The 14,788-nt window shown below is 72.6% G+C and carries 12 protein-coding genes and 1 pseudogene; 9 read left to right on the forward strand and 4 right to left on the reverse strand.

The window, feature by feature from the left end:
- The 9 genes and pseudogenes from IFT36_RS11405 to IFT36_RS11445 all read left to right on the forward strand — a co-directional run.
- Positions 1–1,109, forward strand: a 1,109-nt coding sequence (locus IFT36_RS11405; protein WP_200413178.1) for a YihY/virulence factor BrkB family protein, incomplete at its 5' end; no start/stop codon positions are given.
- A gap of 10 nt (positions 1,110–1,119) precedes the next feature.
- A complete protein-coding gene (locus IFT36_RS11410; RefSeq protein ID WP_056046429.1) occupies positions 1,120–1,965 on the forward strand; it encodes an exodeoxyribonuclease III in 846 nt (281 codons plus the stop codon).
- A gap of 48 nt (positions 1,966–2,013) precedes the next feature.
- On the forward strand, positions 2,014–3,018 hold the full coding sequence (gene trpS, locus IFT36_RS11415) for a tryptophan--tRNA ligase (protein ID WP_200413179.1): 1,005 nt from the start codon (positions 2,014–2,016) through the stop codon (positions 3,016–3,018).
- Between the two features lie 2 nt (positions 3,019–3,020).
- A complete protein-coding gene (locus IFT36_RS11420) occupies positions 3,021–3,725 on the forward strand; it encodes a GNAT family N-acetyltransferase (RefSeq protein ID WP_200413180.1) in 705 nt (234 codons plus the stop codon).
- A gap of 38 nt (positions 3,726–3,763) precedes the next feature.
- Positions 3,764–4,765 (forward strand): bifunctional diaminohydroxyphosphoribosylaminopyrimidine deaminase/5-amino-6-(5-phosphoribosylamino)uracil reductase RibD, encoded by a 1,002-nt coding sequence (ribD, locus tag IFT36_RS11425; RefSeq protein WP_159825525.1) that lies wholly within the window; start codon positions 3,764–3,766, stop codon positions 4,763–4,765.
- Positions 4,766–4,782: 17 nt separating this feature from the next.
- Positions 4,783–5,403 (forward strand): annotated as a pseudogene (ribA, locus tag IFT36_RS11430) (GTP cyclohydrolase II); the annotation flags it as partial.
- A 236-nt stretch (positions 5,404–5,639) separates the two neighbouring features.
- Positions 5,640–6,986: an MFS transporter gene (locus IFT36_RS11435; RefSeq protein WP_200413181.1), complete on the forward strand. Its 1,347-nt coding sequence runs from the start codon at positions 5,640–5,642 to the stop codon at positions 6,984–6,986.
- Between the two features lie 173 nt (positions 6,987–7,159).
- On the forward strand, positions 7,160–9,109 hold the full coding sequence (locus tag IFT36_RS11440) for an ABC transporter ATP-binding protein (protein WP_056046435.1): 1,950 nt from the start codon (positions 7,160–7,162) through the stop codon (positions 9,107–9,109).
- A gap of 55 nt (positions 9,110–9,164) precedes the next feature.
- Positions 9,165–10,199, forward strand: a complete 1,035-nt coding sequence (locus IFT36_RS11445) for an enoyl-CoA hydratase/isomerase family protein (RefSeq protein WP_056046437.1) — start codon at positions 9,165–9,167, stop codon at positions 10,197–10,199.
- A 69-nt stretch (positions 10,200–10,268) separates the two neighbouring features.
- On the opposite strand, the gene IFT36_RS11450 is transcribed toward IFT36_RS11445, so the two are convergent.
- The 4 genes from IFT36_RS11450 to dacB all read right to left on the reverse strand — a co-directional run.
- Positions 10,269–11,321, reverse strand: coding sequence for a Gfo/Idh/MocA family oxidoreductase (locus IFT36_RS11450; RefSeq protein WP_056046439.1), 1,053 nt, complete (start codon positions 11,319–11,321; stop codon positions 10,269–10,271).
- Positions 11,318–12,811, reverse strand: a complete 1,494-nt coding sequence (locus tag IFT36_RS11455) for an NAD-dependent succinate-semialdehyde dehydrogenase (RefSeq protein WP_369794387.1) — start codon at positions 12,809–12,811, stop codon at positions 11,318–11,320. The genes IFT36_RS11450 and IFT36_RS11455 overlap by 4 nt, the downstream gene beginning before the upstream one ends.
- Entirely contained in the window at positions 12,808–13,416 is a 609-nt protein-coding gene (locus IFT36_RS11460) for an isochorismatase family protein (RefSeq protein ID WP_056046441.1), read from the reverse strand. The genes IFT36_RS11455 and IFT36_RS11460 overlap by 4 nt, the downstream gene beginning before the upstream one ends.
- A 38-nt stretch (positions 13,417–13,454) precedes the next feature.
- Positions 13,455–14,788: D-alanyl-D-alanine carboxypeptidase/D-alanyl-D-alanine endopeptidase (dacB, locus tag IFT36_RS11465; RefSeq protein WP_200413182.1), on the reverse strand; the 1,334-nt coding region annotated here is incomplete at its 5' end.

Consider the following 14,788-nt stretch of genomic DNA (forward strand, 5'->3'; position numbering starts at 1 on the left):
GCGCCTCCGCGGCGGGACGCCCGTCCGGACGCGCCCGGCGGGCCGGCTCACGCGTCGTGGGGTCGCGGCCGACCCGGGTGCTGGCGCGGCACGTCACGGCGAAGGGGCCGCTGCTCGCCGCCGGGTTGACCTACCAGGCGCTCTTCGCCCTGTTCGCGGCCCTGTGGGTGGGCTTCTCGGTCGCGGGGTTCGTCGTCTCGGGCGACCAGGTGCTCCGTGACGAGTTGATCGTGTTCATCCGCTCGGCCGTCCCCGGGCTCATCCAGGACGTCGACGGCACGGGCGTCGTCGACCCCGAGTTGCTGCTCGACGCGTCGGTCTTCGGTTGGACCGGCGCGGTCGCCCTGCTCGGCCTGCTGGTGTCGTCCGTCACGCTGCTCGGCAGCATGCGCGACTGCGTGCGCATCGTGTTCCGGGCACCGCAACCGGTCACGCCGCTCGGCCGACTGATCGTGCGCGACCTCGGCCTGGCCCTCGCATTCGGGGCCGCGGTCGTCGTGTCGGCGACGCTGTCGCTGCTCAGCACCACGGCGGTCTCGGGCCTGTTGTCCGGGGTGGGCGTCTCGACCCGGTCGATCGCGGGCGAGGCGACCCTGCGCGTGGTCGGCATCGTGCTCGTGTTCGTCTTCGAGACCGCGGTGCTGGCCGTCCTGTTCCGCGTGTTGGCCGGGCTGCACATCCCCTTCCGTCGACTGCTCGCGGGGGCGATGCTCGGAGCGGCCGGGTTCGTCTCGCTGACCGTGGTCGGCGGCGTCGTGCTCCGCGCCACGGGGTCGAACCCCCTGGTCGCCTCGTTCGCGGCCGTCGTCGGACTGTTGATCGTGATCAACCTGCTGTGCCAGGTCCTGCTGCTCAGCGCCGGCTGGATCGCCGTCGGCATGGACGACCTCGGCGTGCTCGCCGACCCGCATCAGGAGGCGGCCCGCCTCCGGCGCCTCGAGGAGGAACGGCGAGCCCAGGAGGCGCGGGCCCGGTCGCGGGGCGGTCGTCTGGTGGACGGCGCCCGCGGGCTGCTCTCGCGGTCGCTGCGGGCCGTCCGGCGGGGTGACCCGTCCGACGCCCCGGGCACGGGGTCTCCGGACGACCCCGGTGACGGTGCCCGCCGCTAGTCTGGAGCCCATGTCCACGCGCCTCCGTCTCGCCACCGTCAACGTCAACGGCGTCCGTGCCGCCTTCCGCAAGGGCATGGGCGACTGGCTCTCGGCTCGCGACGTGGACGTCCTCACGCTCCAAGAGGTGCGCGCCTCGACCGACGACCTCGAGGGCCTGCTCGGCCCCGAGTGGAACGTCGTGCACGACCCGGCCACCGCCAAGGGGCGGGCCGGTGTGGCCATCGCCAGCCGGGGCAAGGCCCACGTGCACCGCGTCGAGCTCGGCCCCGACGACTTCGACAGCGCCGGGCGGTGGCTCGAGGCCGACTACGAGATCGACGGCACCGTGGTGACCGTCGTCAGCACGTACGTCCACTCGGGCGAGGTCGACACCCCCAAGCAGGACGAGAAGTGGAAGTTCCTCGACGCCATGTCGGCGCGGCTCCCCGAGCTCGCCGCCCACAACGAGCTCTCGGTGGTGACGGGCGACCTCAACGTGGGCCACCGCGAACTCGACATCAAGAACTGGAAGGGCAACGTCAAGCGCGCCGGTTTCCTCCCCCGCGAACGGTCGTACTTCGACCGGTTCCTGGGGCCCGCGGGCGAGCAGGTCGTGACCGTCGACGGCACCGGCGGAGAAGGCCTCGGGTGGGTCGACGTGGGTCGACGCTTCGCCGGCGAGGTCGAGGGGCCCTATTCGTGGTGGTCCTGGCGAGGTCAGGCCTTCGACAACGACGCCGGTTGGCGCATCGACTACCAGCTGGCCACCCCGGCGCTGGCCGAGACCGTCGAGCACTACGTGGTCGACCGGGCGGCCGCCTACGACCAGCGCTGGTCGGACCACGCCCCGGTCGTCGTCGACTACCGGCTCTGACCCGCGTCCCACCCCTTCTCTTCTCGCACCACCCCGACCGAGGACCTCATGACCAAGCCCCGTCTCTTCTCCGGCATGCAGCCGTCCGCCGACTCGCTCCACGTCGGCAACTACATCGGCGCCCTGCAGCAGTGGAAATCGCTGCAGGCGACGCACGACGCCCTGTTCTGCGTCGTCGACCTGCACGCCATCACCGTCCCCCAAGACCCCGCCGCGTTGCGTGCGCAGATCCGCGGCACCGCCGCCCAGTACATCGCCGCGGGCATCGACCCGGCGGAGTCGACGCTGTTCATCCAGTCGCACGTGCCGGCACACACGCAGTTGGCCTGGGTGCTCAACACCCTGACCGGCTTCGGCGAGGCCAGCCGCATGACGCAGTTCAAGGACAAGGCGGCCAAGCAGGGGTCCGACGCGGCCTCGCTCGGCCTGTTCGCCTACCCGACCCTGATGGCCGCCGACATCCTGCTCTACCAGGCCGAGACGGTTCCCGTCGGAGACGACCAGCGTCAGCACGTCGAGCTCACCCGCGACCTCGCCACCCGGTTCAACTCCCGTTTCGGCGAGACCTTCGTCGTGCCCGAGGCGGTGATCCAGAAAGAATCCGCGCGCATCTACGACCTGCAGTCACCCGAGTCGAAGATGAGCAAGTCGGCGGCCACCGACTCCGGAGTCGTGTGGATGCTCGACGAACCGGGCCGCACCGCCAAGAAGATCAAGTCGGCGGTCACCGACGCCGAGCGCGAGATCCGCTTCGACCGCGGGACCAAAGCGGGGGTCTCCAACCTGCTCACCATCCTGTCGTCGTTCTCGGGCGCCAGCGTGGCCGACCTCGAGGAGCGCTACGCGGGTCGCGGCTACGGCGACCTCAAGAAGGACGTGGCCGAGGTCGTCGTCGAGACCTTCGCGCCCGTCCGCGCCCGAGCCCTCGAACTCCTCGACGACCCGGCCGAGCTCGACCGCATCCTCGCCGTCAACGCCGATCGGGCGAACGAGATCGCCCAGGCCACGATCGACACCGTGTACGACCGCATCGGCTTCGTCCGCAAGGCCTGATCGTGCTGCCGTTCGTGCTCGCGTCGCCGACCCTCGAGTTGCGGGTGCCGAGCGCGGCCGACGTGCCGGCCATCGTCGAGGCCTGCCGCGACGAGACGCTGCAGCGTTTCACCACGGTGCCCGTGCCGTACGGACGGCCCGACGCCGAGTTCTTCCTGCGGCGCATCGTGGACGACGGGTGGGCGACGGGACGCGAGTTCACCTGGGGGCTGCGCCGTCCGGGTTCGGGTCTGCTCGAGGGTGTGGTCAGCGTTCGGCTCCGGTCGTCCGACGTCGGCTTCTGGACGGCCCCCGCCTCGCGGGGTCAGGGGATGATGACCGAGGCGCTCGGCCTGGTGGCCGACTGGGCGTTCGGCGCCGGAGGGCTCCGAGAACTCTTCTGGGAGGGCTACGTGGGCAACGACGCCTCCGCGGCCGTCGCCCGCCGGACGGGGTTCACCTACCAGGGCGTCGGTCCGGGGCTCCACCCGGACCGCGACGGAGGCCACCCCCTCTGCTGGAAGGCCCGCCTGCGACCGGGCGACGTGCGGTCGGCGCGAGCCGGTTGGCCCGACCTGGGGCGCCCCGGGGTCCGTCCCGGCGGCTCCGCGGAATACCCCGTCGCCGACGGCGTTGACTCCCTCACCGATGCCGTCGACGGCGTCGCCCGCCCTACCCCCACCGCGCACGCCCCGGCGCGCGACCGTTCCGTCCCGGAGGCACAGTGAGCATCGATCCGATCGACCACGACGTCCTCGAACGCGCCATGCGCCGAGCCGTCACGCTCGCGCGACGTGGGCCGGCCCGCGGCGTCAACCCCCAGGTCGGTTGCGTCCTCCTGCGTCCCGACGGCAGCGTCGCGGCCGAGGGATGGCACCGGGGCGCCGGCACGCCACACGCCGAGGTCGACGCCCTCTCGCACCTCTCCCCCGGCGAGGCGCGGGGTCTGACCGCCGTCGTCACGCTCGAACCCTGCGACCACGTGGGCCGCACCGGTCCGTGCAGCGTCGCCTTGATCGAGGCGGGCGTCTCCCGCGTCGTCCACGCCGTCGCCGACCCCGGCGCGTCCTCCGGGGGCGGGGCCGAGCGGCTGCGCCGCGCCGGCGTCGAGGTGGTCGACGGCGTGCTCACCGACGAGGCCACCGAGATGGCTCGCCGCTGGTTGGTGACGGCCCGGACGGGCCGACCGTTCGTGACGCTCAAGTGGGCGTCCAGCCTGGACGGTCGCACGGCGGCGTCCGACGGTAGCAGCCGCTGGATCACCGGGACGGCGTCACGGCAGCACGTTCACGAGCAGCGAGCGGCCCACGACGCGATCCTGGTGGGCACGGGCACCGTGTTGGCGGACGACCCCAGCCTGACCGCCCGCGGCGACGGCGGAGAACTGCTCCCCGACCAGCCCCTGCCCGTCGTCGTCGGCACGCGCACCGTGCCGGCCGACGCCGCCCTGCGTCGGCACCCCCGCGACATCGTCGAGACGGGGACGCACGACCTCGAGGCCGTGCTCGACGACCTCGGCGCCCGCGGGGTCCGCAGCGTGTTCGTCGAGGGCGGACCGACCGTGGCCAGCGCGTTCGTCCGGCTCGGGCTCGTCGACGACTACGTCGTGTACCTCGCGCCCACGCTGCTCGGCGGCCCCCGGACGGCCCTCGACGACCTCGGTGTGGACCACATCGACGGGCAACGACGACTGCGCGTCACCGATGCGCACCCCCTCGGCGACGACCTGGTGGTCGTCGCCCGCGACACCCCCAGGAGCCCCGCATGACCACCACGCCCGCCGCATCGTCCCAGGTGTCGTTCGAGGTCGAGACCACGGTCCCCACCCGTCACGGCACGTTCCGCATGAGGGCCTACCGCGACACCCTCACCGGCGCCGACCACGTGGCGATCATCGCGAGCGACCCGGCCGGCCTCCCCCCGGCGGACGGTGCCCTCGTGCGCGTCCACTCGGAGTGCCTCACCGGCGAGGCGTTCGGCTCCCTCAAGTGCGAGTGCGGCCCGCAGCTCGACGCCGCGCTCGACACCATCCGGGACCACGGCGGGGCCGTCGTCTACCTGCGCGGACACGAGGGTCGGGGCATCGGCCTCGTCGACAAGCTCCGGGCCTACCGCCTGCAAGAGGACGGACTCGACACCCTGGACGCCAACCTCGCCCTGGGGCTGCCGGCGGACGCCCGGGACTACGGGGCGGCGGCCGACGTGCTGCGCGACCTCGGGCTCAGCCGCGTCAGGCTGCTGAGCAACAACCCCGAGAAGCGGCGTCAGCTCGGCGAGCACGGCATCGAGGTCACCGAACTGGTGCCCCTCGTCGTCGGCGTCGGTGCCTTCAACGAGGGCTACCTCGACACGAAGCGCGACCGCATGGGCCACGAGCTGCCCGGCCACCTCGGCTCCGACGACTGAGTCCGCGGCGGCCCCCGCTCCCGCGGCGGCTCCCGCTCCCGCCGCCCCGACGTGCGTCCCCACCGGGGTACACGCCGGAGTACGATGGACGACGGCTGTCACGAGCGGCCACCGTCTCACCCGGCCGAGCGATCCGCAGATCCCTGCACCGCGCCTCCGTCCGACCCGTTGCGCCGCACCATGCGCCCGGTCGTCGACGTCCGCCGGGACCTCGACCCCTGCCTCGGAGTGCCCCCGTGTCTGCCCCCACCGTCGACCCGTCGACGTCGCCCGTCCCCGCCACCAACAAGCGTTCGCGCGTCATCGTCGCGAGCCTCATCGGCACCTCGATCGAGTTCTACGACTTCTACGTCTACGCGACCGCCGCGGTGCTCGTCTTCCCGACCATCTTCTTCGCCAACGACGACCCCGCCGTGGCCCGCCTCGCCTCGTTCGCGGTCTTCGGCGTCGCGTTCATCGCCCGGCCCGTCGGGTCGATCGTCTTCGGCCACTTCGGCGACCGCATCGGCCGCAAGGGCACCCTCGTGGCGTCGCTGCTGACGATGGGCATCGCCACGGTGCTGATCGGGTGCATCCCGGCGGGCACCACGCCCGGTTGGGCGGTCGCCGGCCCGGCCTGCCTCGTCGTGCTGCGCTTCTGCCAGGGCCTGGGCCTCGGCGGCGAGTGGAGCGGTGCCGCGTTGCTCGCGACGGAGAACGCCCCGGCGAACCGCCGTGCGATCTACGGCACGTTCCCCCAGCTGGGTGCGCCCATCGGCTTCATCATCGCCAACCTGCTCTTCGTGCTGCTGAACACGACCCTCACCGAGGAGCAGTTCATGGCCTGGGGATGGCGCCTGCCGTTCCTCGCGAGCGCGGTGCTGGTGATCATCGGCCTCTACGTCCGGTTCAAGCTGATCGAGACGCCGGCGTTCCAGAAGGTCGTCGACTCGGGCAACGTCGCGACCCTCCCGCTCGCCCGCGTGTTCCGGTCTAGCTGGCGCCCCCTGCTGCTCGGCACGTTCATCATGCTGGCGACCTACACGCTCTTCTACCTGATGACGACGTTCACGCTAACCTTCGGGACGGCCGACGCCGCGGGCGACCCGGCCGGCCTGGGCATCCCCCGGACGCAGTTCCTCTGGATGCTGATCCTCGGCGTGGTGTTCTTCGGCGTCTTCACCCTCGTGTCGGGGCCCCTGGCCGAGAAGTACGGTCGCCGCGCGATGCTCATCTGCGTGACGGCCGGCATCCTCGTCTTCGGCTTCACGTTCGCCCCGCTGTTCGCCGCGGGGGCCCTCGGCGCGCAGGCGTTGCTCATCATCGGCTTCGTCCTGATGGGGCTGACCTTCGGACCGATGGGGGCCGTGCTGCCCGAGCTGTTCCCCACGAGCGTGCGCTACACCGGTTCGGCGATCAGCTACAACGTCGCGAGCATCCTCGGTGCCGCCGTGGCCCCGTTCATCGCCGTCGCGCTCTGGACGGCCGCGGGCGGCAGCACCTGGCTCGTGGGTCTCTACCTGTCCTCGATGGCGGTGTTGACCCTGATCGCGCTCGTGCTCAGCCGTGAGACCCGCGACGTCGACTACGACACGGCCGGCTGACCGGACGCGACGTGCCCTGCCGGCCGGCCCGCGCCTCCTGACCGGAGGCGCGGGCCGGTCTGGTGACGCAGGTGGATGTCACCGGGACGAAGTACGGTCGTAGTCGGCGGAGGCACCGCCCGCGACACCGACCGCCGCACCCGCGACGCCGGTCACCTGGCACGAGAGGCATCATGAGCTCCGACACGCGCGCGCGCACGACGACGTCCGACGGGAAGGAGGCGCGGGTCGACCCACCGGCCGCGCCCCGGTCGCGATGGGGTCGCCGTCCGCAGCCCGAGGGTCCGCGTGCCACGTTCCGTCAGCTGTTGCCCTACCTGTTCGAGCACAAGAAGGTCATGGCCGTCATCATCGTGCTCAGCGTCCTGGGTGCCGCGGCGTCGCTCGGTCAGCCGTTGCTCGTGCAGCAGGTCATCTCGGCCGTGCAGGAAGGCGTGACGCTCGGTCCCCTCGTCTGGGCCCTGGTCGCGCTGGTCGTCGTGGCCGGGCTGATCAGCGGGTTCCAGCACTACCTGCTGCAGCGCACCGGCGAGGGCGTCGTCCTGTCGAGCCGCCGTCGCCTCGTCGGACGCATGCTCCGGTTGCCCGTCAGCCAGTTCGACACGCGCCGGACGGGCGACCTCGTGTCGCGGGTCGGCTCGGACACCACCCTGCTGCGGGCCGTGCTCACCCAGGGGCTCGTCGAGGCGATCGGTGGCAGCCTCACCTTCGTCGGCGCCCTGGTCGGCATGTTCCTGATCGACCCCGTTCTGCTCGGACTGACCGTGCTCGTCGTCGCCGTCTCGGTCGTGGTCGTCGTGCTGTTGTCCGGACGCATCCGCGTGGCGAGCCGCCAGGCGCAGGAGAAGGTGGGTGACCTGACGGCCGCCGTCGAACGCGCCATCAGCTCGGTCCGCACGATCCGCGCCTCGGGCGCCACCGAACGCGAGATCGTCGCCGTCGAGCGAGACGCCGAGGGCGCCTACCGACGGGGGCTGCAGGTCGCGCGCATCTCGGCCCTGGTCGTGCCGATCTCGTCCGTCGCCCTCCAGGCCTCCTTCCTCGTCGTGCTCGGCGTCGGAGGTTACCGGGTGGCCAGCGGTGCGATCGAGATCGCCTCGCTCATCTCGTTCGTGCTCTTCCTCTTCCTCATGATCATGCCGCTCGGCCAGGCTCTCGGCGCCGTGCTCAGCGTCAACCAGGCCCTGGGGGCGCTCGGACGGATCCAGGAGATCCTCGACCTGCCGAGCGAGACCGACGGCGACGAGCGCCTCGCGGCCGAGGTCGCGACCCGTGAGGCGGGCGCCGGTGGTCTGGAGGCGGACGACGGCATCGCCGTCCGGTTCGACGACGTGCACTTCCGCTACCCCGACTCACCGGTCCCCGCCGGGCCGGCCACGGGGGGCCCGCGGGTCTCCGGCGACCCGGTCCACGTCTCGGGCGAAGGCCCCGCCGACGACGACCTCACGGTGTTGCGAGGCGTGAGCTTCTCGGTGCCCGTCGGCAAGCGCACGGCACTCGTCGGCCCCTCGGGAGCAGGGAAGAGCACGATCCTGTCGCTCATCGAGCGTTTCTACGACCCGACCTCGGGTGCCGTGCGCGTGGGGGGCGCCGACGTGCGCACCCTCGACCGGCGCGACCTGCGGTCCCGCATCGGCTACGTCGAACAGGACGCCCCGGTCCTCGCCGGCACCATCCGCGACAACCTCACCCTGGGTTCGCCCGAGGCGACGGACGACGACTGCCGTCGGGTCCTCGAGGCCGTGAACCTCACCGCCGTCCTCGAACGCGGCGACCAGGGCCTCGACGCCCAGGTCGGCGAGGACGGGGTGATGCTCTCCGGAGGCGAGCGCCAGCGCCTGGCCATCGCCCGCACGCTGCTCAACGCGCCGCCGATCCTTCTGCTCGACGAGTCGACCTCGAGCCTCGACGGCCTCAACGAGCAGCGCCTCCGCGAAGCGATCGACGCGGTGGCCGAGAACCGTACGCTCATCGTCATCGCCCACCGGCTGTCAACCGTGGTCGACTCCGACCAGATCGTCGTCGTCGAGGCCGGGCGGGTGGTCGGTGTGGGCACCCACTCCGAACTGGTGGGGACGACGCCGCTGTACAAGGACCTGGCGAAGCACCAACTCCTCGTCTGAGGCCGGGCTCCGCGCGCGACGGGGCGCGGCCACGACACCGTGCGACGATGGCCCGATGAGCGATGTCGCCCCCGCGGTCCTGACCCACGTCGAGCGCGGGGTCGGTGTCGTCACCCTCAACCGCCCGGAGAAGATCAACGCGGTGACGCTCGAGATGCTCGGGCTCGTCGAGCAGGCGCTCGACGCCTGGGAGGACGATTCGCGGGTCTCGGCGGTGCTGTTGCGGGGCGCCGGGCCACGGGGGTTCTGTGCCGGGGGCGACATCGCGTGGATCCACGCCGCCGCCACGACGGACCCTCGGCGCAGCGTGGACATGTGGCGGCGCGAGTACCGTGGCACGCTGCGTCTGTCGCGCTGGTCGAAGCCGATCGTGTCGCTGCTCGACGGCATCGCGATGGGTGCCGGCATCGGACTCGGCGGTCACGTCACGCTCCGCATCGTCACCGAACGCAGCTCGGTGGGCATGCCGGAGACCCGCATCGGGCTGACACCCGACGCGGGCGGGAGCTTCTTGCTGTCGCGAGCCCCGGGCGAGCTCGGTACCCACCTCGCCCTGACGGGCCGCGCGATGACGGCTGCCGATGCCCTGCACACGGGCTTCGCCGACCTGTTCGTCCCGTCCTCCGAGCTGACTCGAGTCCTGCCGGCACTGGCCGAGGGCGGCCCCGACGCAGTGCGGGCGCTGGGCACGACGGCGGGGCCGTCCGAGCTCGCGGATGCCGCCGGGTGGATCGATCGCGCCTATCGCGGCGACGACGCCGGGACGATCGTGTCCCGCCTGCACGAGCTCGCCGAGGAAGGTCTCGCCGACGCCGGAGCCGTGGTCGACGACCTCGTGGCGGCGTCGCCCACGTCGGTGGTCCTGACCCTCGAAGCCCAGAGGCGGGCGGCCCGACTGCCCGACCTCGAGGCCGTGCTGGGGCAGGAACTCGGCATCGTCACCTCGCTCGCCGCGTCGCCGGATCTCGTCGAGGGCATCCGGGCTCGCGTGATCGACAAGGACCGCCGGCCCCGGTGGTCACCGTCGACCCTCGCCGAGGTCGACGTCGAGGCGACGCTCGCGACGGTCGACTGGTCCACGCGGCTCTGACCGGGTCGAGTCGACTGCCGCCCCGCTCGCCGCCGACGGGCTGCTCGCCGTTCGCCGCGAGCCACCGGCTCAGAGGCGGACCACGCGTCCCTCCCCCGCGGAACGGCGGGCGGCCTCGATGACCTCGAGTGCCCGGACCGCGTCCCAGGGGTCGACCGGGAGGTCGCCGTCGCCTCGGAGCGCCCGGGCCAGTCGGGAGTAGAACTCGGGATAGCGCCCCGGATCGGTCGACTCGTCGCGACGCGTGCCGCCCGTGACGACGACACCACGACGATCGCCCGCGTCGACCCCGTAGGTGGGATCGACCGGCGGCAGTCCGGACGACAGCTGGGCCTCTTGCGGGTCGAGGCCGTGCACCTCGTACGCGCCGGCCGACCCCAGCACCCGGAACCTCGGCCCGGGGAGGGCTGCGACGTGGCTCATCGTGAGCCGCGACCGTCGACCCCCGTCGTGCTCGAGCGACAGATGCACGTCGTCGTCGGCCGAGCCGGTGGGGCGGCGGGTCGCGATCTCGGCATGGACGGACCGGACCGGCCCCAGGAAGCGCATGACCTGGTCGACGAGGTGCGGGCCCAGGTCGAACAGGATGCCGCCACCGTCGGCGGGTGTGGCCCGACGTTTCCAGCCGACGCGGTTCTCGAGCTTCCACGGCTCGAAACGCGACTCGACCGTGTGCACGTCGCCCAGCTCACCCGACCCCGCGAGACGCGTCGCCGTCAGGAAGTCGCCGTCCCACCGCCGGTTCTGGTAGACCGTCAGCGGCCGCCCCAGCGACTCGGCGAGCCCGACGAGCCCGCGGGCGTCGTCGGCCGAGGTCGCCAGCGGCTTGTCGACCACCACGGCGGCCCCGGCTCGCAGGGCACGCACCGCGGTCTCGACGTGGGTGTCGTTCGGGGTGGCCACGACGACCAGGTCGAGTTCACGACGCCAGAGCTCGTCGACGTCTGCGACGACCTCGGTACCGGGATGCGCCGCGACGGCCTGCCCCGCACGGTCGGGGTCGCGCGTGACGACGGCATCGACCTGCCAGGCCGGGTCCGCCGCCAGGAGCGCGCCGTGGAACACCCGTCCTGCGAGCCCGTAGCCCACGATGCCGACGCGCAGCGGCTCGAGGGCGCTCATGCGGCGGCGAACGGGTCGGGGGTGAGCACGTAGACCGTCTCGAGGTACTCGTGGATGCCCTCGGCACCGCCCTCGCGGCCGAGGCCCGACGACTTGACGCCGCCGAACGGGGCCGAGGCGTTCGACACCACGCCGACGTTCAGCCCGAGCATGCCGGTCTGCAGCCGCTCGGCCAGCCGCTGCCCTCTGGCGAGGTCCCGCGTGAAGGCGTAGGCGACGAGCCCGAACTCGGTGTCGTTCGCGAGGCGGACCCCCTCGGCCTCGTCCCGGAACGTCGAGACGGCCAGGACGGGGCCGAAGATCTCGGTCGTCAGGATCTCGCTGCCGGGGGCGACGCCCGACACGACGGTCGGCTCGAAGAACGTGCCCGGACCGTCGACGGGGTGGCCGCCGGTCTCGACCACCGCGCCGTGGGCGACGGCGTCGCGGACCAGGCGGTCGGCCTTGTCGACGGCCCGGTCGTCGATCAACGGGCCCACGGAGACCCCGTCGTCGGTCCCCGCGCCCACCCGGAGTCCTCGCACGCGCTCGACCACCCGGGCGGTGAACTCGTCGGCGACCGACTCGTGCACGATGAACCGGTTGGCGGCAGTGCAGGCCTGGCCCACGTTGCGGAACTTCGCCTGCATCGCGCCCTCGACCGCGGCGTCGAGGTCGGCGTCGTCGAAGACGACGAAGGGCGCGTTGCCCCCGAGTTCCATCGAGGTGCGCAACACCTGCTGGGAGGCCTGCGTCAGCAGCGTCGAACCGACCGGCGTCGACCCCGTGAAGCTGAGCTTCCGGAGGCGCGGGTCACGGATCAGGGGCTCGCACACGTCGTTCGCCGACAGGGTCGTCACGACGTTCACCACCCCGTCGGGAACACCCGCCTCGGCGAGCAGGGCGGCGAAGGCGAGCGTGGTGAGCGGGGTCAGCTCGGCGGGCTTGACGACCACCGTGCAGCCGGCGGCGAGGGCGGGCGCGATCTTGCGGGTCGCCATGGCGAGGGGGAAGTTCCAGGGGGTGATCAGCAGGCAGGGGCCCACCGGGCGGTGCAGCACCGTCGTCCGGCCGGTGCCCTCGGGGTTGGTGCCGTAGCGACCCGAGACGCGCACGGCCTCTTCGGAGAACCAGCGGAGGAACTCGCCGCCGTAGGTGACCTCGCCGAGCGACTCGTCCAGCGGCTTGCCCATCTCGAGCGTCATCAGGAGGGCGAAGTCGTCGCGCCGCTGCATCAGCAGGTCGAAGGCGCTACGCAACACCTCGCTGCGGTGGCGGGGGGACGTGGCCGCCCAGTCCTCTTGCGCGGCGACCGCGGCGTCGAGGGCCCGCAGGCCGTCGGCGGGAGTGGCGTCGGCCACCGCGACCAGGACCTCGCCCGTGGCCGGGTCGACGACGTCGATCGTCTCGCCGGAGGACGACGGGCCCCACGAGCCCCCCACGAAGAGGCCGGTGGGCACGGCCTCGACCACGCGACGACGCTCGGCGGCCGTCACGACCGGGCGGCTCACGCCGGGACCCCGGTCGAGCCGTCGACGACGTCGGACGACGGGACCGTGCGCACGCCGGCCGCGCGCAGCTCGGCCAGGGCGGCCTCGCTCGGAGCCGGGGCCACACCCGCCACGAGGTCGGTCAGCACCGTGACCCCGAGCCCGGCGGTGACGGCGTCGAGGGCCGAGGCCCGGACGCAGTGGTCGGTCGCCAGACCGACGACGTCGACCTCGTCGACGCCCGTCGCGGCGAGGACGTCACCGAACGGTCGCCCGTCGTCGACGAGCCCGTCGAACAACGAATAGGCCGGCCGACCGTCGCCCTTGAGCACGTGGACGTCGACGAGGGCGGTGTCGAGGTCGGGGTGGTAGTCGGCACCGGTCGAACCCTTCACGCAGTGGACCGGCCACGAGTCGACGAAGTCGGGCTCGAGGCTGAAGTGGCCGCCGTTGTCGCCGTCGGCCGCGTGCCAGTCGCGGCTGGCGACGACGAGGTCGTACCGGTCGCGATGGGCGCGGAGGTGGTCGGTGACCGCCTGCGCGACGTGGGCGCCGCCGGTGACCCCGAGCGCGCCTCCTTCGGTGAAGTCGTTCTGGACGTCGATGACGAAGAGTGCTCTGGTCATGCCACCATTCTCGCGCGCCGCACCGACAGCGGCACGCCTCAGCCGTTGGCCAGGTTGTCGCCGCAGTTGTAGACGGCCGTCGTCAGGGTGTCGAGGGCGGCCCGCGCGTCGTCCTGCACGGAGCCGATCGCGTAGAAGGCGAAGGTGAGCTTCGTGCCGTCCGCCGCGTCCACCGTGCCGGCCAGGGTGTAGGCCGTGTCGATCCAGCCGGTCTTGGCGTGCACGGCACCCCGGGCCACGGCGTTCGCGCCCGTGAACCGGGAGGCGAGCGTGCCCGTCTTGCCCGACACCGGCAGCGCGTCGTAGACGACGCCGAGGCCGTGCTCGCGGTTCAGGACCTGGATCATCAGGCGCGCGACGAAGGTCGAGGGCACGGCGTCGTTCTCGCTCAGGCCGGACCCGTCGATGATCGTGAGCGAGGACGTGTCGAGACCATAGGTCGACGAGAGCACGGACTTGTAGAGGGCGGTGAGCGACGCGGCCGACCCGTCGGCACCGGACGCCTTCGACGAGACGCGAGCGAGCATCTCGGCGAGGGTGTTGTCAGAGGTCGGCAGCAGCTGCGAGATCAGGCGGCCGACCGGCTGGGACGACACCTGGGCGATCACGGTGCCGCTCGTGGCGGCGCCCTGGGTCATGGTGGCGGAGTCGGCGCCGACGACGCCCGCGGCGACGAGCGCGGAGCGGAAGGCGTCGCCGGCACGGGCGACGGGGTCGGTGCTGCGCGGACTCGTCTGGGCCGCAGGGTTCGCCCGGTCGCCGTCGACCATGAGCGCGGTGACCTCGGAGTGGTACCCGATGGTCTGCTCGGTGCGCTTCCAGGACGGGTCCCACTTGTCGGAGGGGTTCCAGAAGGTGGCGTCGAGCGTGATCTGCGTGAGGGGCTGCTCGCCGAGCGACGCCTTCACCTGGGTCGCGAGGTCGGCCACCGTGGGGGCCCCGGCGTACACGCTCGAGCCGGTGGCGCTGAGCGTGGCGTCACCGCCGCCGACCAGGGACACGGCACCCGTCCCGGCGTCGCCGGTCACCCGGGTCGTGAGACGCGCGTCGGGCCCGAGGACCGACAGGGCGACCGCGCTCGTCAGGGTCTTCAACACGCTGCCCGTGCGAGCCGGGGTCGAACCGTTGCGGTCGAAGAGGACCTCGCCCGTGGCGGCGTTGACCACGCTGCCCTCGAACTGGGCGAGACGGGCGTCGGACGCGGCCCCGGTGACCGAGCAGGTCCGGAGGCGCGTGGCACCCGGGATCTCGGCGGGAACCGAACGGGCAGGGTCGACCGAGGGGGTCGGGGTCGGGGTCACCGTGACCGCCGGCTCGGGGCTCGACGCGGCGGCCCGTGCCGTCCCGGCGTCGGGCGCGGTGGCGGCCCCGG

Origin of the sequence: Frigoribacterium sp. CFBP 13605 (assembly GCF_014839405.1) — a bacterium.
Classification (GTDB): domain Bacteria; phylum Actinomycetota; class Actinomycetes; order Actinomycetales; family Microbacteriaceae; genus Frigoribacterium.

Coding starts and splice junctions, on each gene's coding strand:
- IFT36_RS11410 (WP_056046429.1), top strand. CDS start 1,120: ATGTCCACGCGCCTCCGTCTCGCCACCGTCAACGTCAACGGCGTCCGT.
- trpS (WP_200413179.1), top strand. CDS start 2,014: ATGACCAAGCCCCGTCTCTTCTCCGGCATGCAGCCGTCCGCCGACTCG.
- ribD (WP_159825525.1), top strand. CDS start 3,764: ATGCGCCGAGCCGTCACGCTCGCGCGACGTGGGCCGGCCCGCGGCGTC.
- IFT36_RS11440 (WP_056046435.1), top strand. CDS start 7,160: ATGAGCTCCGACACGCGCGCGCGCACGACGACGTCCGACGGGAAGGAG.
- IFT36_RS11445 (WP_056046437.1), top strand. CDS start 9,165: ATGAGCGATGTCGCCCCCGCGGTCCTGACCCACGTCGAGCGCGGGGTC.
- IFT36_RS11450 (WP_056046439.1), bottom strand. CDS start 11,321: ATGAGCGCCCTCGAGCCGCTGCGCGTCGGCATCGTGGGCTACGGGCTC.
- IFT36_RS11460 (WP_056046441.1), bottom strand. CDS start 13,416: ATGACCAGAGCACTCTTCGTCATCGACGTCCAGAACGACTTCACCGAA.